This is a genomic window from Pseudoalteromonas sp. McH1-42, assembly GCF_022347845.1.
GTDB classification, from domain to species: Bacteria; Pseudomonadota; Gammaproteobacteria; order Enterobacterales; family Alteromonadaceae; genus Pseudoalteromonas; species Pseudoalteromonas rubra_D.
In genome coordinates this window covers 1-18,888 of the sequence record NZ_JAKRFU010000021.1, presented here as the reverse complement: position 1 = coordinate 18,888, position 18,888 = coordinate 1, and the positions used below count along the sequence as shown (strand labels likewise).

The 18,888-nt window shown below is 48.8% G+C and carries 14 protein-coding genes, 1 other RNA gene and 1 pseudogene; 12 read left to right on the top strand and 4 right to left on the bottom strand.

Going from position 1 to position 18,888, the window contains the following annotated elements:
* The first annotated feature begins 46 nt into the window (after nt 1-46).
* The 6 genes from lpxB (at nt 47) to MHN31_RS17940 (ending at nt 8,036) form a co-directional block, all read left to right on the top strand.
* Nucleotides 47-1,201 (top strand): lipid-A-disaccharide synthase, encoded by a 1,155-nt coding sequence (gene lpxB, locus MHN31_RS17965; protein WP_239444965.1) that lies wholly within the window; start codon nt 47-49, stop codon nt 1,199-1,201.
* Nucleotides 1,191-1,784, top strand: coding sequence for a ribonuclease HII (rnhB, locus tag MHN31_RS17960; protein ID WP_010385765.1), 594 nt, complete (start codon nt 1,191-1,193; stop codon nt 1,782-1,784). Before lpxB ends, rnhB begins: the two co-directional genes overlap by 11 nt.
* Before the next feature lie 2 nt (nt 1,785-1,786).
* On the top strand, nt 1,787-5,278 hold the full coding sequence (gene dnaE / locus MHN31_RS17955; RefSeq protein WP_239444964.1) for a DNA polymerase III subunit alpha: 3,492 nt from the start codon (nt 1,787-1,789) through the stop codon (nt 5,276-5,278).
* Between the two features lie 16 nt (nt 5,279-5,294).
* Nucleotides 5,295-6,251, top strand: a complete 957-nt coding sequence (accA, locus tag MHN31_RS17950) for an acetyl-CoA carboxylase carboxyl transferase subunit alpha (protein WP_125564057.1) — start codon at nt 5,295-5,297, stop codon at nt 6,249-6,251.
* 101 nt (nt 6,252-6,352) lie between these two features.
* Complete coding sequence (tilS, locus tag MHN31_RS17945; protein WP_239444963.1) at nt 6,353-7,720, top strand: tRNA lysidine(34) synthetase TilS; 1,368 nt, start codon at nt 6,353-6,355, stop codon at nt 7,718-7,720.
* Nucleotides 7,695-8,036 carry a hypothetical protein gene (locus MHN31_RS17940; RefSeq protein ID WP_138538987.1) on the top strand — a complete coding sequence of 114 codons (342 nt, stop codon included), beginning with the start codon at nt 7,695-7,697 and terminating at the stop codon, nt 8,034-8,036. The genes tilS and MHN31_RS17940 overlap by 26 nt, the downstream gene beginning before the upstream one ends.
* Nucleotides 8,037-8,195: 159 nt before the next feature.
* On the opposite strand, the gene MHN31_RS17935 is transcribed toward MHN31_RS17940, so the two are convergent.
* On the bottom strand, nt 8,196-9,092 hold the full coding sequence (locus MHN31_RS17935; RefSeq protein WP_010385773.1) for a GGDEF domain-containing protein: 897 nt from the start codon (nt 9,090-9,092) through the stop codon (nt 8,196-8,198).
* A gap of 206 nt (nt 9,093-9,298) precedes the next feature.
* On the opposite strand from MHN31_RS17935, the gene MHN31_RS17930 reads away from it, so the two are divergent.
* The gene (locus MHN31_RS17930) at nt 9,299-11,299 is read left to right on the top strand and encodes a monovalent cation:proton antiporter family protein (protein WP_239445016.1); all 2,001 of its coding nucleotides are present in this window, start codon (nt 9,299-9,301) and stop codon (nt 11,297-11,299) included.
* A 13-nt stretch (nt 11,300-11,312) separates the two neighbouring features.
* Here MHN31_RS17930 and MHN31_RS17925 read toward each other — a convergent pair whose 3' ends face one another.
* Nucleotides 11,313-12,458 (bottom strand): patatin-like phospholipase family protein, encoded by a 1,146-nt coding sequence (locus tag MHN31_RS17925; protein ID WP_010385775.1) that lies wholly within the window; start codon nt 12,456-12,458, stop codon nt 11,313-11,315.
* A gap of 441 nt (nt 12,459-12,899) precedes the next feature.
* Between MHN31_RS17925 and MHN31_RS17920 the strand changes: the two genes are divergently transcribed.
* Together MHN31_RS17920 and ffs are read left to right on the top strand one after the other, a co-directional pair.
* On the top strand, nt 12,900-13,805 hold the full coding sequence (locus tag MHN31_RS17920) for a DUF3014 domain-containing protein (protein WP_239444962.1): 906 nt from the start codon (nt 12,900-12,902) through the stop codon (nt 13,803-13,805).
* A gap of 157 nt (nt 13,806-13,962) precedes the next feature.
* An RNA gene (gene ffs, locus MHN31_RS17915) (signal recognition particle sRNA small type) lies at nt 13,963-14,059 on the top strand.
* A gap of 392 nt (nt 14,060-14,451) precedes the next feature.
* On the opposite strand, the gene MHN31_RS17910 is transcribed toward ffs, so the two are convergent.
* Nucleotides 14,452-15,348: a hypothetical protein gene (locus tag MHN31_RS17910; protein WP_239444961.1), complete on the bottom strand. Its 897-nt coding sequence runs from the start codon at nt 15,346-15,348 to the stop codon at nt 14,452-14,454.
* A 352-nt stretch (nt 15,349-15,700) separates the two neighbouring features.
* On the opposite strand from MHN31_RS17910, the gene MHN31_RS17905 reads away from it, so the two are divergent.
* Together MHN31_RS17905 and MHN31_RS17900 are read left to right on the top strand one after the other, a co-directional pair.
* A complete protein-coding gene (locus MHN31_RS17905; protein ID WP_239444960.1) occupies nt 15,701-16,699 on the top strand; it encodes a sphingomyelin phosphodiesterase in 999 nt (332 codons plus the stop codon).
* A gap of 67 nt (nt 16,700-16,766) precedes the next feature.
* Nucleotides 16,767-17,276, top strand: coding sequence for a hypothetical protein (locus MHN31_RS17900; protein WP_239444959.1), 510 nt, complete (start codon nt 16,767-16,769; stop codon nt 17,274-17,276).
* 448 nt (nt 17,277-17,724) lie between these two features.
* Here MHN31_RS17900 and MHN31_RS17895 read toward each other — a convergent pair.
* A pseudogene (locus tag MHN31_RS17895) lies at nt 17,725-18,039 on the bottom strand (transposase); the annotation flags it as partial.
* Nucleotides 18,040-18,109: 70 nt separating this feature from the next.
* Here MHN31_RS17895 and MHN31_RS17890 point away from each other — a divergent pair.
* Complete coding sequence (locus MHN31_RS17890; protein WP_239444958.1) at nt 18,110-18,730, top strand: hypothetical protein; 621 nt, start codon at nt 18,110-18,112, stop codon at nt 18,728-18,730.
* Nucleotides 18,731-18,888 lie beyond the last annotated feature (158 nt).

Sequence of the window (18,888 nt, the reverse complement as noted above, 5' to 3'; positions counted from 1 at the left end):
AACGCCATACAGCCTGTATGGCGTTTTTTTATTCTAAAAGAATCACATGGCCAACGAAAAAGAAATTACGATAGGGATTGTTGCCGGCGAGCTGTCTGGTGACATCTTAGGTGCGGGTTTGATCCATGCACTGCGTGAACATTACCCTAATGCTCGGTTTATCGGGATAGCCGGTCCAAAAATGCTTGATGCCGGGTGCGAAACGTTGTTCGATATGGAAGAGCTGGCCGTGATGGGCCTGGTGGAAGTCCTGGGGCGTTTGCCGAGATTACTGAAAATACGTAAACAACTGGTCGAACACTTCATTGCCCAAAAGCCAGATATTTATATTGGTATCGATGCACCCGACTTTAACCTGCGCGTAGAAAAACCACTCAAAGCAGCCGGGATTAAAACGGTTCAGTACGTTAGCCCCTCAGTGTGGGCATGGCGGCAAAAGCGAATTTTTAAAATCGCAGAAGCGACCAACCTGGTGTTGTCTCTTTTACCATTCGAAAAAGCTTTCTACGACAAGCATGAAGTGCCGTGCACTTTTGTCGGGCATACGCTGGCAGATGAAATCCCGCTGGATGTGGATGTCACAGCCGCGCGTGCGCAGCTGGGGTTAAAGGACTCTGATACGGTGCTGGCTCTGTTACCGGGTAGCCGTGGCTCTGAAGTAAGCCAGTTGAGCGAAACCTACTTGCTCACAGCCAAAGCACTGGCTGACAAAATCCCCAACCTGAAAATTCTTGTGCCCCTGGTGAACGAAAAGCGCAAGGCACAGTTTAAGGCAATCAAATCGCAGGTGGCCCCCGAGCTGAGAACCATTCTACTGGATGGTCAGTCTTCTTTAGCGATGACAGCGGCCACCGCGGTATTACTGGCGTCTGGTACAGCGACACTCGAAGCTATGCTATACAAAAAGCCAATGGTCGTTGGTTATAAGCTCAAGCCAATGAGCTATTGGATTTTCAATACCTTTTTTACTTTCAATATTAAGCACTTTTCTTTGCCAAACTTGTTGGCGGATGAAGCGCTGGTTGAAGAGTTTTTACAACAGGATTGTAATCCAGATGCACTCACGGACGCCTTGCTACCTCTGCTGAGAGGCGATAACTCAGCCCTGATCCAAAGATTTTATGATATTCACCAGAATATACGCCGCGACGCCAGTAAGCAGGCTGCGCAGGCAGTAGTGGAGTTAATGAATGCAAATTGAACGTCCTGATGTGCAGTATATTGCAGGCGTAGATGAAGTAGGCCGTGGCCCTCTGGTAGGTGACGTGGTAACAGCAGCCGTGATTTTAGATCCGGCCAACCCGATAGCCGGGTTGGCAGATTCCAAGAAACTCACCGAAAAAAAACGCCTGCTACTGGCTGAAGAGATTAAACAAAAGGCGCTGTGCTATCATGTTGCACGTGCCACTGTGAGTGAAATTGATGAGCTAAATATCCTGCATGCCACTATGTTGGCTATGACGCGTGCTGTTGAAGGCCTGGCCGTTAAAGCACAGTTTGTGTTTGTCGACGGCAACCGTTTGCCCGAACTGAGCGTCCCTGCGCAGGCCGTGGTCAAAGGAGACAGCCTGGTTGCAGAGATCAGCGCTGCGTCTATACTGGCCAAAGTAACGCGCGATCAGGAAATGCTCGACCTGGACAAAGAGTATCCTCAGTATGGTTTTGCTGCACACAAAGGTTATCCGACCAAAGCCCATTTTGCGGCGCTGAGTGAGTTTGGTGCAACACCGCATCACAGAACCAGCTTTAAACCTGTACAGCGCATTTTGGCGGAGAAGCAGTAGTTATGGCAGCACCTGAGTTTGTTCATTTAAGAGTACACAGTGACTTTTCTATGGTTGACGGGCTGGCTAAAACTAAGCCCATTGTGGCTCGTGCCGCTGAACTGGGCATGCCAGCCTTTGCAATTACCGATCAGATGAACTTGTGCGGCCTGGTCCGTTTTTACGGTACTGCGCATGGTGCGGGTATTAAACCTCTGGTGGGGGCGGATTTTTGGCTGAAGAGCGAGCAGTTTCCTGATGAGCCGAGTCGCATTGTGGTGCTGGCAAAAAATAATGAAGGCTATAAAAACCTTACTTTACTGATCTCCGAAGCCTATTTACGCGGGCATGTATTTCATCGGCCCGTTATTGATAAGGCGTGGCTTGCCAAATACAAAGAAGGCCTGATCTTACTCTCAGGTGCCAAAGATGGCGATGTCGGTAAAGCCCTGCTCAAGGGTAACCCGCAGCTGGTTGCCGATACGGTTGAATTTTACGAGACCCATTTCGCCGATCATTATTATCTTGAACTACATCGTACCGGCCGTGAGCAAGAAGAAGAATATCTGCATGCTGCAGTCGCACTGGCCACACAAAGAGGCTTGCCTGTCGTTGCAACCAACGAAGTGGTGTTCCTGCATGAACAGGATTTTGAACCACACGAAATTCGTGTGGCCATCCACGACGGCTACACACTGGAAGACAAAAACCGACCCAGACGTTTCTCCAAAGAGCAGTATCTAAAAACCCCTGAGCAAATGCAGGAGTTATTCAGTGATATTCCAGAGGCGTTGCAAAATACCGTTGAGATAGCCAAGCGCTGTAATGTTACGGTGCAGCTTGGGACCTACTTCCTGCCTGATTACCCAACTGGTGAGTTAAAGATTGAAGACTTCCTGGTCAAGGTATCTCGCGATGGTCTGGAAGAGCGACTGTTATTCTTATTCCCGGATGACGCGGAACGCGCCGAAAAGCGTATCCCTTATGATGAACGTCTGCAAATTGAACTTGACGTAATCAACCAGATGGGATTCCCGGGCTACTTCCTGATCGTAATGGAGTTCATCCAGTGGAGTAAGGATAATGATATTCCGGTTGGACCGGGGCGGGGCTCCGGTGCGGGTTCTTTGGTTGCTTATGCGTTAAAGATCACCGATCTGGACCCGCTGGAATTCGACCTGCTATTCGAACGTTTCCTTAACCCTGAACGTGTCTCGATGCCCGACTTCGACGTCGACTTCTGTATGGACCGACGGGATGAAGTAATCGACCACGTATCTAAACTGTATGGTCGTCAGGCGGTATCTCAGATCATCACCTTTGGTACGATGGCGGCTAAGGCGGTTATCCGGGATGTCGGCCGGGTGCTTGGACACCCTTACGGTTTTGTTGACCGAATTTCTAAGCTGGTGCCTGGTGACCCGGGTATGACACTGGCCAAAGCGTTTGAGGTTGAGCCTCGGCTGCCTGAAGTGTATGACGGCGATGAGGAAGTCCGCGAGCTGATCGACAAGTGTCGTATTCTCGAAGGTTGTACCCGTAACGCCGGTAAGCACGCCGGGGGCGTGGTTATCTCGCCTACCAGCATAACCGACTTCGCTGCATTGTATTGTGATGAAGAAGGTAAGTTCCCGGTCACTCAGTTTGATAAAAACGACGTTGAAACGGCCGGTCTGGTAAAGTTCGACTTCCTGGGTCTGCGTACTTTAACCATTTTGCAGTGGGCGTTGGACATGACCAACGAGCGACTGGCGCGCGACGGCATTGAGCCGGTCGATATTGCGGCCATCCCACTGGATGATCCGGCCAGTTTTGAAGTGTTACTCAGAGCCGAAACCACCGCAGTATTCCAGCTGGAATCACGGGGGATGAAAGATCTGATCCGTCGCCTGAAGCCGGACTGCTTCGAAGATATGATCGCACTGGTTGCCTTGTTCCGTCCGGGCCCGCTGCAATCGGGGATGGTAGATAACTTCATCGACCGTAAGCATGGTCGCGAAGACATTTCATATCCGGATGCGCAATACCAGCACGAGAGCCTGCAACCCATCCTGGAGCCGACCTACGGGATCATCCTATACCAGGAACAGGTAATGCAGATTGCCCAGGTCCTGGCGGGATACAGCCTGGGTGGCGCGGACTTGCTGCGTCGAGCCATGGGTAAGAAAAAGCCCGAGGAAATGGCGAAGCAGCGAACGACCTTTGAAGACGGTGCGAAAGACAACGGAGTTGATGGCGAACTTGCGATGAAGATCTTCGATCTTGTAGAGAAGTTCGCAGGTTACGGCTTTAACAAATCTCACTCTGCTGCTTATGCACTGGTGTCATATCAGACGCTGTGGATGAAGACCCATTATCCGGCCGAGTTTATGGCTGCGGTAATGTCGGCGGATATGGATAACACCGACAAAATCGTGACCCTGGTCGATGAATGCGAAAACATGAAGTTGACGCTGCTTCCACCAGACGTCAATGCGGGTGTCTACAAGTTTGCTGTAAACCGTCAGGGTGAGATAGTTTACGGTATCGGTGCCATCAAAGGGGTGGGTGAAGGCCCGGTAGAAGCCATCCTGGAAGCCCGGGAGCAGGGCGGTCCGTTTAAAGATTTATTTGATTTCTGTGCCCGGGTTGACCTGAAACGCCTCAACCGTAGGGTTATTGAAAAACTGATCTACGCAGGCGCGCTGGATCAGCTGGGACCAGAGAAGACACAACCAGGCCGTGCTACTTTGCTTGCGAGCCTCAAAGATGCCATGAAGTCAGCCGAGCAGCATCACAAGGCTGAATCGCTGGGGCAGAGTGATTTGTTTGGTCTGCTGGCCGTTGAGCCCGACGAAGTAGAACAAGCGTTTGTTAAAGCCATTGGGCTGTCAGACGATGAATGGTTGCAGGGTGAAAAAGACACTTTAGGCTTGTATCTGACGGGTCACCCGATCAATCAGTACAGAAAAGAGTTAAAAAATTACACTTCTGGTCGTCTAGTAGAATTACAGCCGACGAATCGCGATGTGCAATCGACGGCTGCCGGACTGGTTATCAATGCAAGGGTGCTGATCAATAAGAAAGGCAAACGCTGGGGTCTGATAACTTTAGATGACAAGAGCGCACGAATTGATGTACGCTTATTCCCTGAACAGTTTGAAATGTACCAAGATATGCTGCAAATGAACCAAATCTTGGTAATATCCGGACAGGTCAGCTTTGATAACTTCTCCGGCGGCATTACAATGACCGCCAGAGAAGTCTGTACCATAGCTCAGGCCCGCGAAAAGCGGATCAGTGCGATAAAAATGACATTGAATATGGTGCAAATAGACGCGAATTTCATAGATAATCTGAAAAAAGTACTGGAACCGTACAAATTCGGAACGTGTCCGGTAAAAATCCAATATCAGCGCCCAGACGCGATAGCGGAAGTGACATTAGGTATGCAATGGTGTGTGACGCCCAGTGATGATCTCCTCAGACGATTATCCAAGATGGCGGCGCAGGAAATAGAACTAGAATTTAATTAAACAGGTAGTTTAGAGCATGAGCCTCAATTATCTTGAATTTGAGCTTCCGATTGCAGAATTAGAAGCAAAAATCAATGAATTACAAAACGTAAGCCGCTCTGGCAGTCTTGATCTCAGCCTTGAAGAAGAGATCAGCCGCCTCAAGGAAAAAAGCGTAGAGCAAACGAAAAAGATCTTCGACAACCTGGGTGCCTGGCAGGTATCTCAGCTGGCGCGTCATCCGCTTCGTCCATATACTCGCGATTATATCGAGCGTATTTTCACTGAATTTGACGAGTTTGCGGGTGACCGTACGTTCGCAAACGATCCGGCCATTCTGGGCGGTGTAGCACGTCTAGATGATAAGCCAGTGATGGTCATCGGTCAGCAGAAAGGCCGTGATACCGCTGAGAAAATCAAGCGCAACTTTGGTATGCCTAAGCCAGAAGGGTATCGTAAAGCATTACGCCTGATGGAAATGGCTGAGCGTTTTAAAATGCCAATCATCACCTTCATCGACACGCCGGGCGCTTACCCGGGCGTTGGCGCTGAAGAGCGTGGTCAGAGTGAAGCAATCGCACGCAACCTGAAAGTGATGGCTGCACTGAAAGTACCGACCATTTGTACCGTAATTGGTGAGGGTGGCTCAGGTGGTGCACTGGCCATTGGTGTGGGTGATCGCGTTAACATGCTGCAATACAGTACTTACTCAGTTATCTCGCCGGAAGGCTGTGCGTCTATTCTGTGGAAGAGTGCTGAAAAAGCCCCATTGGCGGCAGAAGCTATGGGTGTTTCGGCAACGCGAGTAAAAGAGCTGGATCTGATCAATACCATTATTGACGAGCCTATGGGCGGCGCACATCGCAACTACGATACGATGGCGAAAAACCTTAAAGCACAGCTGAAGCGTGATCTGGGTGAGCTTGAAGCGCTCAGTACAGAAGAAATGCTGGAACAACGCTACCAGCGCCTGATGTCATTTGGTTACTGCTAAACCAGAGCGACACAGCAAAACCGAAAAAAGCCGCATCGCGGCTTTTTTTGTGCCTGCTAAATCGGGATAATACTGCCTAAGTACCTACAACACCCGTGATTATGACTCAGACACCGCTTTATAAACGTTTTTCTGCCAGCTTAGACGCCTTACTGGCAAACAAGGTAGCACGTGAAGAAACGCATACGGTAACGCATACGGCAACACGTGGCCTCACCGTTGCGCTCTCGGGTGGTGTCGATTCAATGGTACTGCTGCACTTGTGTCACCACTACGTGCAAATTCATCCTCATCTGGCCCTGCAGGCGATTTATGTTGATCATGGCTTGTCGCCTAATTCTTTGCAGTGGCAGACATTTTGCCAGGCACAGTGCGATGCATTGGCGGTTGCGTTTACCCCCGTCTCCGTCAAGGTCTTGGCACAAAACCGGCAAAGCCTCGAGGCTCAGGCCCGCACAGCACGGTATGAAGCATTGGACAAACGGGCGGATCAGGGGCATGCACTGGTGCTCGGCCAGCATGGTGACGATCAGGTTGAGACCTTTTTACTGCGTCTGAAACGGGGTTCAGGTCTGAAAGGGCTCGGTGCCATGCACGCGCACAGTACACTGCCATCTGGGCGCGTCTGTTTAAGGCCTTTGTTGTCATCAGAGCGCGCCGACATAGAGGCGTTTGCACAGACATTTGGCATTGCCCACATCGAAGACGAGTCAAATCTCAGTGATCGATTTGATCGCAATTTCTTGCGTAATCAGGTACTGCCTTTGCTAAAATCCCGTTTTTCGGGATTTATTCCCAGCGTTATGCGCACCGTTGAGTTGTTGCAGGGGCAGCAGGCCTTACTGGACGAAATCACCCAGGCTGATCTGGCGCAATGTCGCAGTGAGCTGAGTTTATCTATCAGCCGCCTTGCACAATTTGCCCCATTGCGGCAACAAAATCTGGTACGTACCTGGTTAGCGGAGCTGGGTGTCCAGATGCCATCGCAGAAGCAGCTTGATCAGATCCTGAGCCAGGCACTTAATGCACGGGCTGACGCACAAATGACGGTTTCACTGCCTGGCGGGCAGGTCCGGCGCTTCAAAGATCAGTTGCATTGGGTGACCGAACAGCCACCGCGACAGGCGCAGTATGATGTTGGCCTGATGAAGGTGGCGCTGGATGACAATACAACCTTAAGTGTGATTGAAGGTCAGGGAGTTCGTCACCCGACTGCAGATGAGCAGGTGTCAGTGCGGTTTAATTGCCTGAATGAAAAAGTTAAACCGCCAGGGCGCAGTGGCCGTAATACGCTTAAACATTGGCTCAAAGACTATGATGTGCCCACCTGGGAGCGCAGTCGCGTGCCTTTGATTTATTATAACGACGAGCTGGTGCAGGTCGTTGGGTTTTTCGTCAATGAGGCGTATGCATCGTCTCAGGGACTTAGCTGGAAGTTAGAAGATGCAAGAAACACAAAAAATCGGTGAATCGCTGGCAAATAAGGCCATCTGGGCAGTACTGGGTTGCGGTGCCTTGTTTATTGTTTTGGTGATGAACGGGGGTCTGAATATTGGAAATGTTGTGCTCAGCCTGAGTGTCGGCGCACTCAGTGCAGCATTGTTACTGGCGTACTGGCACGGTAAAGGTGGCAGCTTTTTTATCTTTGGTCTGGGTGCGCCCATGCTGGCAATCATTTTCAGTGACCTGCCTAACTTTTTATCACTGGCCTGGGTGATCAACAGCTTCTTTTGCGGCTTCTCTGCATTGTTATTGCTGTATAAATTGATTTTGCTGCGTAAGTAAAATTACCTGCAATACACGTTAAATGTCAGGTGGAGAAATCCTTTTACTAACCTTTCGTGATGGTGTTTGACACCGTTAGTAAGTTAATTAAATCCCTGAGGCAGGTGGGGATAAAGGCCATATTGCGTTAGGGGACGCAATATGGCGAGGTTGTCTGACTTAGATTGTACGGGCGCAGTTTCGACCGGCGTCCTTGGCGCGATACAGGCCTTTATCTGCTCGTGAGAAAATCTCGTTCGGGCAATCCTTGCTGGTTGCCAGTGTAAAGCCGATACTGGTGGTCACGTCATGATTCTTCATAATCGTACAGGTTCTGACGGACGCCATAATGCGCTCTGCAATCACCTTATTGGTGGTAAACGCCGGGTCGTCTATCAGTATCGCGAATTCATCGCCACCAAAACGGAAGACCGTATCGGTCGCACGCACCGAAGACTCCAGAATGCGGGCAAATTCAATCAACACATTGTCGCCCATTTTGTGGCCATACAGGTCGTTAACTTGCTTAAAGTTATCGAGATCCAGTAGCATCAGGCTAAAGTTGCTGTGATGACGACGACTGCGCTCCAGCTTTTTAGCCAGAAACTCATTGAACTGGCTGCGGTTCGACAGGCCCGTCAGTGAATCTTTGGTTGCCAGCTTCAGTACCCTTTGATACATCAGGGCATTTCTCAGCGGATACAATAAGCAGGTGTGCAGCTGGATAAGCCGGGCCTGCAAAGCCTCACTGAGACGATATTTACTGAAGTACACAATCTGACCCAGATGCTGGCTGTTCAACTCCAGATCAAAGGTATACGGGCTGAGCTGATTGTTGCTCTGCTGCATCTGAAACACCCCTTCGCTGGAGTGAAACTGCAACCCAGCCAGGTTGATAATACGCTTGATGTAACCTGCAAAGATGTCGAGCAGCCCGTTGACATCCAGCGTTGTTTGTAATTTTTCAGTCAAACTCATCGGGTTTTCGGGGACGTGCGACATTTGCATTTGCGCATTAAACGGCAAAAAATCCCCGCGCGTCGGCGCCCGTTGAGTCAAAATATGGACATTTTCCATCTAGTATTCCCCTAAAGTACAACATTCGAACTGTTCTAAGCGAGTTTCATGCCAAAAATTTAAACTGGCTGAAAAACAGCTGCTTGCTATATTTAATAGTGAATAAAAATTGCTCAACACTATTTTATTGACGCTTGGGAGGCGGTTTGCAGCAAAATTTTGCCGGGTTTTTAGGTGAGGATGTCACCAGTACGCTAGTTGCCGCCCTGGAAGGTCAGTTTGCCGGGTTGATAGCCTTATTACTCTGCGCCGTAGTGTTGGTGTGGTCATTTAAGCGGGTTGGGCTGCCGCCTATCCTGGCTTATCTGCTGACCGGACTGCTGGCTGGCAGCTATGGCTTTGGCTGGATCAGCAACAGTCACGAGATCCAGCTGATTGCCGAATTGGGCATCGTTTTTTTACTGTTTAGTCTTGGTCTTGAATTCTCTATTCCCAAATTAATGGCTATGCGCAGCGTGGTGTTTGGTCTGGGCAGCTTGCAGGTGCTGGTCACCACGGTGGTGTTGGCGGTGATATTAAAGTACCTGGGGTTTAACTGGATAGAGGCATTGATCATCGCCAGCTTAATTGCGCTGTCTTCAACCGCCGTGGTGGTTAAAGAACTCAAAGAGCGGGGAATATTGAATATTCGCCGGGGTCAGCTGGCTGTGGGGGTGTTGTTGTTCCAGGACATTGCCGTGGTGCCTTTGCTGATCACCATTCCTTTATTAAGTCAGTCTGATAATCAGGTGCTGGTGGGGGCACTTATACTGGCTCTCGCCAAAGGCGCATTCGTGTGTATGTTGTTATGGGCCATCGGCAAATGGGTCTTACCCAAAGTATTTAATGAAGTTGCCATGGCACGCACTGATGAGTTATTTGTACTGACCACCTTAGTGGTCGCGCTGTGTGCGGGTGCACTGACTTATGCATTTGGCTTGTCTATGGCGTTAGGGGCATTTCTGGCGGGAATGATGCTGGGCGAAAGCCAGTTCAGGCACCAGCTGGAAGCCGAGATCCGGCCATTTCGCGATATTCTGATGGGGCTGTTTTTTGTTACCGTTGGCACGCAACTGGATGTGTCTTACGTGATCCAGTCCTTTATTTATATCGTGCTGGTGCTGGCGCTGCTCATTGTTCTTAAACTGGCCATTATTTTCCTGTTGGCACAACTGATGGGAGAGCGTCGCAAAGACGCTTTTGCAGCCGGGATCTTGCTATGGCAGATGGGTGAGTTCGGTTTTGTACTGGTTGCTCTGGCCGGCAAGCACCAATTGCTCAGTGCAGAAGTAGCGTCGTTCCTGATAGCGCTGGGGGTGTTGTCTATGGCGTTAACCCCTTATTTGATCAGCGAAACAGACAGGCTCATAAAGCTGTTGCGCATAGACAGCGAAGGTCGGCCAGAGCCACACGAACAGGGTTTTATTACCTCCAGTAAAATTAAAAATCATGTGGTGATTTTTGGCTATGCCCGCGTCGGCCAGACCATAGCGCGCTTTTTGCGTCCGGAAGCCATTCCTTATATTGCCGTGGAGCGTAACCCGGCCATTGTTCAGGAGGCGCTGACCGCCGGGGAGCCCGTGGTGTTTGGTGATCCGACCCAGCACGAAGTGCTTAAGTCGGCCAATGTCAGTGAGGCCCGGCTGGTGATTGTGTCGTTAAATGACTTTGATAAAGCGCAGGCAGTGATAGATGCGGTTAAACGCTTTGCGCCCGAAGTCAAAATTCTGGTCAGAATGAAGGACGATACCCATCTTGAGGCGCTCAAAGAACTCGGAGCCACTGAGGTGGTGCCAGAGTCACTGGAGGCCAGCCTGATGATGGTGTCGCATGTATTGTATATGTCTGGCGTACCCATGCGGCGGATCCTTAAACGGGTAAGCATTGAAAGGCAAAATCGCTACGAATATCTGCACGGCTTTTTCACCGGGGACAGCCAGGAAATGAAAGAGTACGCGGGGGCTGAAGGATCAGGCTATAGCTCAGATCGGCTTGAATACCTGCACGCCATAGCCTTGCCGGACGAGGCCTTTGCGGTAGACAAATCAATCGCTGAGCTGGATCTGGCGCGGCACAAGGTGGTGGTGAAAGCGCTGCGGCGCAACGGCGAAGAAATCTCTATGCCGGATGAAGAGATCACCCTGTGTGCCAGTGATGTATTGCTGCTAAAAGGCAAGCCGCGCCGGGTAGAGCGCGCGGAGCAATTTTTGTTGGATGGCCTGCCATAACACAGGTCCACAGTTAATCCAGCTCCAGAAATGCCCGGATCTCATCCAGCCGGGCCAGTCCATCCTGATATCCATATTCTATCAGCTCCCGGGTATAGGCTTTTTCGAACAACAGATAACTGGTTAAACTCGATGGAGAATGCCGTTTAACCCCGATGGAGCGCAGTAAGAGCTTAATGGCCAGTGGCAGTTCATCGTAATAATGCAGCGCCAGTTCATTGAAGTTATGGGTGGGGTTAACCACCAGAGTCTGAATGTGTTTAAGTTCTTTGTGTTTGTCTCTGGCGGGCAGTAATCCCACGGTGCGGTTAACCCGCTCCATGCGCTCCAGATCTGACTGTAACGTGTCGCTGAACACGCTATCGAGCAAATGACCCGCCACCACCGACATACCGGGAAAATGCGGCTCATAGCCAATGGGCGTTGGGATCTTGGGCTGCTCAACACCAATGACAAAAATTTTCTCGGCGCCCAGGTGGATTGAAGGGCTAAGTGGTGACAGCTGGTGGATAGAGCCATCGCCGTAATAATGGTGCCGAACCCGCACACTGGGAAATACCATGGGAATGGCACTGGAGGCCATCAGGTGGTCCAGCGTAATATGGTCGGGCACACCGATGCGCTTGGCGCGTTGCCAGGGGCGTGCATCTTTCGCCTGATAAAATGCCACCGAGCGGCCGGTTGAGTAGCTGGATACCGTCACCGACAGCGCATCCAGGTAGCCACGCTGAATGTGGCGGTCGATACGGGACAGGTCGAGTACATCATTTAGCAGCTGGCGCAGTGGTGTGTTGTCCAGCAGGCTCGCGGGGGGCTGGTTGATATATTCAGCCTGAAAGCTGCGCATCATATTGCCCAGAATATGACCGAATGCTCCCACAAAACCACTCTCGTACACCATATCGGTATGAAAGTTCTTCCAGATTGACTCTATTTTGCGTATTGCCAGATGCATATTCGAGGCGTAGCAGGCCAGGCCGGCGGAATTAATAGCGCCCGCCGATGTACCATTAATAATGCGAAAGGGCAGCGGGGCGGTTCTGGGCAGGCTGTGTGCCAGCGCTTTCAACACCCCAATCTGGTAGGCTGCACGGGCCCCACCACCGGTTAGCAGCAGTGCCGAACGAGGACATGAACGCGAACTGTGATGCTTACTCATATGCTTCCTTAACCGCTTATATGGTATGGGTTGATTTGAGAAATAATTGCCAGCCAGCACTGGCCTGATAGTGTTACTATAACGATTTGTTTAACTTAGTAAAATAGCAATACATCGCGGCTTGGGAACAAATTCATAGGCGATTCATATTGAGTCCATATGCTCACTAAGCACGAATTGGTATTGCACCTTGTCACGGATGCGATATCTTTTAATGGATACTCACCAATATTGGATGCATTTGTGAGTATACGCGTTTAAAGAGACTAAAAATGCCATAGGTTGCAGCTGCAAAGGTCGTAATAACGGCCAGCAATAAGCTATAATCTTTTGTATATTATAGATTATTTTTGTCGCCTTACTGTGCGGTGATACGCCTTGATGGCATTTTAATCACCGTATGTGCAACTTATTCGTTTAGAAAAAATTAATGGAGCTTCCATGTCAGAGCACAACTCAGCAGAACCAAGGAAAAGCAAGCCGTCTAACAGCCACTTATTGCTTGCCGTGAGCGTGGTTATAGCCCTCGTTATCGTGGCCATATTTGTGCTTTCAAACCGGGATAATCAGCAGGAAAACACCAAATTTAAACAGGATGTCGTCGTACCGGAGAAAACCCCGACGGAAGTGGTTAATACCGCCCGTCCGGAGCCCTTGCAGGAAGTCGAAGAGACCATTGAACCTGCGCCGGTTGTTGAGCCTGAGCCCATGCCTGAACCCGAGCCAGAGCCGCTGCCACAGCGTGAGCCTGAGCAACCTGTTGTTGCACCGCTACCATCACTGGATGACAGCGACGTGGCCCTGAGCGAGCAAATTTCGAATTACCTGAATGATACCGCGATGGATTTAGTGGTGACGGAAGACATGATCCGCCGCAGCGTGGTGTTTGTTGATAACCTGGCACAGGGTAAAGTGGCCAAAAAGCACTTCCCGGTCAGCAAGCCCAAAGACAGCTTTATGGTTATTGAAGACGACATCATCATCACCGATCCAAACAGCTTCGAGCGCTACACGCCTTATGTGAACATGCTTAATGCCATGAGTACTGCGCAACTGGTGCGTACGTACAACAAATTCAGACCCTTGATAGGTGAAGCCTATGAAGAAATTGGCTACGACAGCGGCGAATTCGACCTGACGTTACAAGAAGCACTTGGCGAGCTGCTGGAAACCCCAATCCCGGAAACCAGCCTGCCGCTGCTTCAGGAGTCTGTGACCTACAAATATGCCTATGCAGAGTGGGAGCAATTATCCGATGCGCAAAAACTTTTCCTGCGCATGGGCCCGGAAAACATGAAGAAGATGAAGAAACGCCTGCAAGACCTAAAAGTCGCGCTGGCAAAGTAAGCTAAAACCGAAGAAAAAAACCAACCAAAACAGCAAAGCCCGCCTAATTGTATATTCACTATGCAGTTAGCCGGGCTTTTTAACATTTCCCCTTGCAACCAGACGCGAAACTCGCGATAATCCCTCCCGCGCCAAACGAGGCCCTCAATGGTAGTCTTATTGGTCCTCTCGCAACGATAGTTCGTGAACCTGGTCAGGTCCGGAAGGAAGCAGCCACAGCGAATGACTCGTGTGCCGGGATGTGGCTGGTAAGACTGCCACCCAAACTCCAAAGTTTGCGGTGTCAGATTTCACTTCAAAATCAAAATCCTCTTAAAGCAAAAAAGTACTTTCCAATCACGCTTTTAACCAGAGATCTACGCCCAGCTCAGAAATTATCTCTACATAATGCCCTAGACTTGCAATCACTACATCTTCCTTATAAGAAACTGGCAGGTGCACCTAATTATCATATTAGACAGTTTTACAACCATGTTGTTAGAGACTAGCTTCTCTAGCAAGCAAAGTAATCCCCTGATTTTGCTTTTAAAATATACATAATTCAAGGTTAACTTTTCGGACTGGGCATCAAACTCAAAAAACGCACTTGCTTCTTAAAAACAAGTGCGTATTTAGCTCCATCAACAGAGCATATCTATCAAGTGGATCAATAACACTCTACCGCAATGGTATTCCAGGTATTCGGACTGCCATCAACGTATTTGTTGCAAATGCCTTTGGCAAACAGGTTTTCCAGGTGGTAGCCAAAGCTTGTGAAATGGACCAGGTTGCCGAAGAAGGGGAACTGGCCGTAGAATTTCAGTTCGGCGAGCATGTCGTCGAGGTTATAGTTCGTTTGCTCTGCGATAAAGCTCTGATCAATGGCTTGCAGGTTGATGATGGTTGGATCCGGGAAGCCGGGGACTACGACATGCAGGTATTCTTCATCGTATTGACCGTCGTAAAACTTTACCGTTTTCATCATTTCGGTTGGTGACAGCTGAGTCATGGCTTGTCTGAAGTCGGTGACTTCGAACACTTCCCGCGTCAGGTTACGGTTCACGTTGATTTTGCCTGGCAAAATATCATGCAATGCGCGCATTACGCCTTGCTCATCATCCGTGACGCTTTGCGCCAGTGCATAGTCAGGGAATCGGGCATTGGTGAAGCGTTCATAAGACTCTTTAACCATACCCATAAAGAAGGCAACCGTTTGCTGACGGGAGATGATGTGCGCCTGTTCCTCGGTGACCGTTCTGGACATGAGCAATGCCGCTTTTTTACCCGTATAGAAGCTTACCAGGTTCTGGGTGATTGAATACACCGCTGCATTTGACGAGTTTTTAGGGTTACCGCCCTGATGAATGCGGGTGCCATCGGCGTAATCAAAAATCGTGCTCAGGTCAAAACGACTGTTTTCTTCATTTTCGCGGGTGGCCGTATTCCACTGGAATAAGTCGTGAGAGGCAAGCCCCATCACACCCACATCAACAACACGGATTGGCTTTTTAGCAAATGCTGGCAAGGAGCACAGCAAAAGCAACAGGACAGAGAGTATTTTCATTTTGTAATGTTTCCTTTTATGCAAATGAGAATCATTATTGTATTGCGTTTTTCTGTGTGGATCAATCTAAGTGTCTGAGTAAATGTGAAGTTAATTACGCTTAAGGTGTAAAGCTAATCGACCGCCTGTTCGGCTTTGGTTTTTTCTCTTCCGGTCATTAAAAAGCCTTAAAAGCGTCATGTCATTCCAATAAAACCTTAATCGAAATAATGGTTTGTCGAAATCCAGGTGTCATTTTTTATCACTAATGTGTGCTGCGAAATTTTTTACTCACGGGTCTGTCTGTGCGGAACCCGGGTGTAAAAAATCATTAACAAAGACAAAAACAATAATGAGATTTCGGAGACGTAAAATGAAAGCTAAGCATGCGCTGTTATGTGCACTGATGCTGAACAGTACACACAGCATGGCCGATTCACTGAAAGTAATGGCATACAATATTATGCAGCTCAATGTGCAGGACTGGGATCAGGAGAACCGGGCGGAGCGCTTGCCTTCTGTACTGGCCTCAATGAGCGACAGTCCGGATGTAATTTTGATCAGTGAAGCTTTTAACAGCGATGCCGAACAGGCACTGGCTGAGCTTTCTGCACTTTACCCTTATCAGACGCCCAATGTGGGTCTGGACTGTAGTGGCAGCGGTTGGGATGGTCTGACCGGTAACTGCTCAAACAGCCCGTTTGTGATCCGTGGCGGTGTGGTGATTTTGTCTAAATACCCGATTATTACGCAAAAAGCCCATGTGTTTGAAAACAGCCTGAATGGCAGCTGGGATTATCTGTCAAATAAAGGTTTTGCCTACGTCGAAATCGAGAAAGACAGCCAGCGTTACCACCTGATCGGCACGCACTTGCAGGCAACCCACGATGGCGACACCGCTCAGGAGCACCGCGTGCGTATGGGTCAGTTAAGTGAAATTCAGTCGTTTATCAGTGCCGAAAACATTCCGGCCAGCGAGCCGGTTATCATTGGCGGCGACATGAACGTTGAGTGGAGTAAGCAAGATGAAGTGGCCGATATGCTTGCAACCTCACGTGCTGAGTTAAATTTTGAGACGCCTGAGGTTGGCTCATTCCCGGCAAAATACAATTGGTTTACCAAAGCCAACGCGTACTACTTTGATTACAGTCTGGATTACAACGATACGCTGGACTACGTTTTCTGGCACCGTGATCACAAGCAGCCAACCAATGCACCAAGCATGGCGGTACGCTACCCGAAAGCAGAGCAAAACTGGTACTGGAGCTACCTGCGTGGCAACTGGCGTTTAAGCGACGGTCGTTACTATCACAATGGCTACTATAACGAATTATCAGATCACTACCCGGTACAAATTAACTTTGAGTTTTGATCTGTTTGTCAGGATATCGTTGAAGTCAAAAGCCATATTTTAAATACTCAATCTAACGAGGTATACTATGAATAAGTTCACGCTCTTAACTATGTCTATTGCCTTTTCTGCTGCGTGCAGTGCAGATATCCTGAGTTCTCCAAATCAGGTCAAAGTAACCAACAAATCATCTAAAGCCATTACGTCGGCCTTGTTGTCATATAACTCTAGTTTGCCCGCAGTGCCTGATACACCAATGGTTGTGGGCGAGTTTAAGGCGATAGGCAAGCAGAAATCATCTAAAGAAGTAGAGGTGCAAGTAGGCAAGTTAGGGGACTATTGGGGACTAATCGTTCAGTTTGAAGATGATGACACGCATTATGTGTTAACGGGCGTGACAACTGTTACCCCTTATAAGGAGTGTCGAACGCCCGGGGATGGCTCAACAGAGTTTATCGTCAGTGATAATCTGGCAGTTAAAATTAAAACCTACAATGGTTCGGACTTTTCAGACTCAGATGGTGATTGCCAGGGATCTCTATCTACACTTGGCACTTTAGGAGTTAAGTGGGGCGCCATTTTGTCAAAATTGCTGTAATTTAGGCAATGTGATAACCAGATTCGCTGGTTAATCCAAAAGAACAATGACCAGAGTATGCAGCCTGCGGCTCTTCGTGGGGACGTATTTTACCTAAACCACATCAGCCATCCCGAAGGCGTCATTCGGGATGGCTATTTTGTCCTTTAAATCTGTGTGATTCAGTCCTCAGTGTGCGTCCGTTCAGCGATCCGCGCCTTCAATGTTTGTACAAAACTCCGTGATACCGCACATAAATACGCAGACACCCAGCGTTATACGTTCCTTTTATGGGTCTTTAGTGGGTGACTGCGAGTGCTATGTAGAGTAAAGAAGTGATAAACCAAGAGAGTTGGCACTCATAGGTGAGGAGTTTCAGCTCGAACCGTAGTTATGTGGTATTTTGGGGGCACAGATAAGTGCTGCCAGAGTGCGACGGTCAAAACTTGAAGTCAGGACAATGGCAATATTAACCTAATAAGCGTTCACAATTAGCCAGATTAGGTCGTCGCTTTTTTTGCAGGTGTTCACAAAATTCAGTCACGGCTTGTTGTCTGCCGACTGCACCGTGGAATACTTTGGTAAATCGCGTGGTGAGCTTTAGCCAGTTTTCAGGCTCTATTTGCAATCTGGCGAGGATAGCTTGGGTATCGCAGATGTGGCCTCGCTTGTCTGCGCGAATGCATCGACCAGTGAGCTCAACCAGTTCAATGTAGTATTTAAGTTCAAAGGGCAGTCCTTTAGGCATGTTTTGTCTTGGGTTTCCAGCAAAGCGCAGCAGGCTATTCGTCCTTATCCTTGGAGCAGATTAACAGCATAGGCGATGGGGGTATGACAGACAAGTTTTTGGTTGGGTGTCTGCTATTCGTGGCTATTCGTGCTATTCGGTTGTTGATTTTAAGAATGATTATCTGGGGGGTCCTCAGAGCGGGGCGTTAGGCTTACAAGGAAGAAAAGTGCAAATTCATAAACTCACTATCTTTTCATTACTTTTTTGTTCCAGTTTTACTCATTCAACTCAGTTGAAAGTATTAGAGTTCAAAAAGTATGGTGCAACACCAAGTCTAGAATTGGCTTTAATTAAAAGTGAAGGGTATCAGGCTAGGGATATTTTCAAGGTATTGGAGTTCACTCGAAAGGAGTTTAGTCTTAGGCTTATTGGCCAATCGTCAGAAAAAACAAACAATGAGTTATTGGAATTTTACAAACAAAATTATAACTCTGAATTAGTTGCTGCTAAAAAGTCTTCTGGTAATTTGCACAACCCAGCACTTCATCCTCTGATGAGAGCATATGATCAAGCGTTAAAATCAACAACGTTGTTTCAAGAGATCCATATAGAGCTGTCAAAAAGGGGCTATGTTGTTACTAAAATCGACTTTGAAAAATTTTCCATGTATAACGGTGTTATCTCCATTCCTGATACATATATTTCAGTGGTGAGTAAGCCTAACAAGCAAATCAACGCGGACTAATAAAGCATGGCTTGGTTCGCTTCGCTCAATTTTAGCCCATAATTTTTTACCCGTTAATCGGGCGCTGGGGGATCCCCTCATAATTGAGGCCTCCCGAGCAGATGTATCAAGCGCACGTATTCACGTATAGCCCAGCGCAGTTGCTTTCCTGTCATAAC

What these genes read in the sequence shown, in the direction of transcription:
- lpxB (WP_239444965.1), top strand. Translation starts at nt 47, where the DNA reads ATGGCCAACGAAAAAGAAATTACGATAGGGATTGTTGCCGGCGAGCTG.
- rnhB (WP_010385765.1), top strand. Translation starts at nt 1,191, where the DNA reads ATGCAAATTGAACGTCCTGATGTGCAGTATATTGCAGGCGTAGATGAA.
- dnaE (WP_239444964.1), top strand. Translation starts at nt 1,787, where the DNA reads ATGGCAGCACCTGAGTTTGTTCATTTAAGAGTACACAGTGACTTTTCT.
- accA (WP_125564057.1), top strand. Translation starts at nt 5,295, where the DNA reads ATGAGCCTCAATTATCTTGAATTTGAGCTTCCGATTGCAGAATTAGAA.
- tilS (WP_239444963.1), top strand. Translation starts at nt 6,353, where the DNA reads ATGACTCAGACACCGCTTTATAAACGTTTTTCTGCCAGCTTAGACGCC.
- MHN31_RS17940 (WP_138538987.1), top strand. Translation starts at nt 7,695, where the DNA reads ATGCAAGAAACACAAAAAATCGGTGAATCGCTGGCAAATAAGGCCATC.
- MHN31_RS17935 (WP_010385773.1), bottom strand. Translation starts at nt 9,092, where the DNA reads ATGGAAAATGTCCATATTTTGACTCAACGGGCGCCGACGCGCGGGGAT.
- MHN31_RS17925 (WP_010385775.1), bottom strand. Translation starts at nt 12,458, where the DNA reads ATGAGTAAGCATCACAGTTCGCGTTCATGTCCTCGTTCGGCACTGCTG.
- MHN31_RS17920 (WP_239444962.1), top strand. Translation starts at nt 12,900, where the DNA reads ATGTCAGAGCACAACTCAGCAGAACCAAGGAAAAGCAAGCCGTCTAAC.
- MHN31_RS17910 (WP_239444961.1), bottom strand. Translation starts at nt 15,348, where the DNA reads ATGAAAATACTCTCTGTCCTGTTGCTTTTGCTGTGCTCCTTGCCAGCA.
- MHN31_RS17905 (WP_239444960.1), top strand. Translation starts at nt 15,701, where the DNA reads ATGAAAGCTAAGCATGCGCTGTTATGTGCACTGATGCTGAACAGTACA.
- MHN31_RS17900 (WP_239444959.1), top strand. Translation starts at nt 16,767, where the DNA reads ATGAATAAGTTCACGCTCTTAACTATGTCTATTGCCTTTTCTGCTGCG.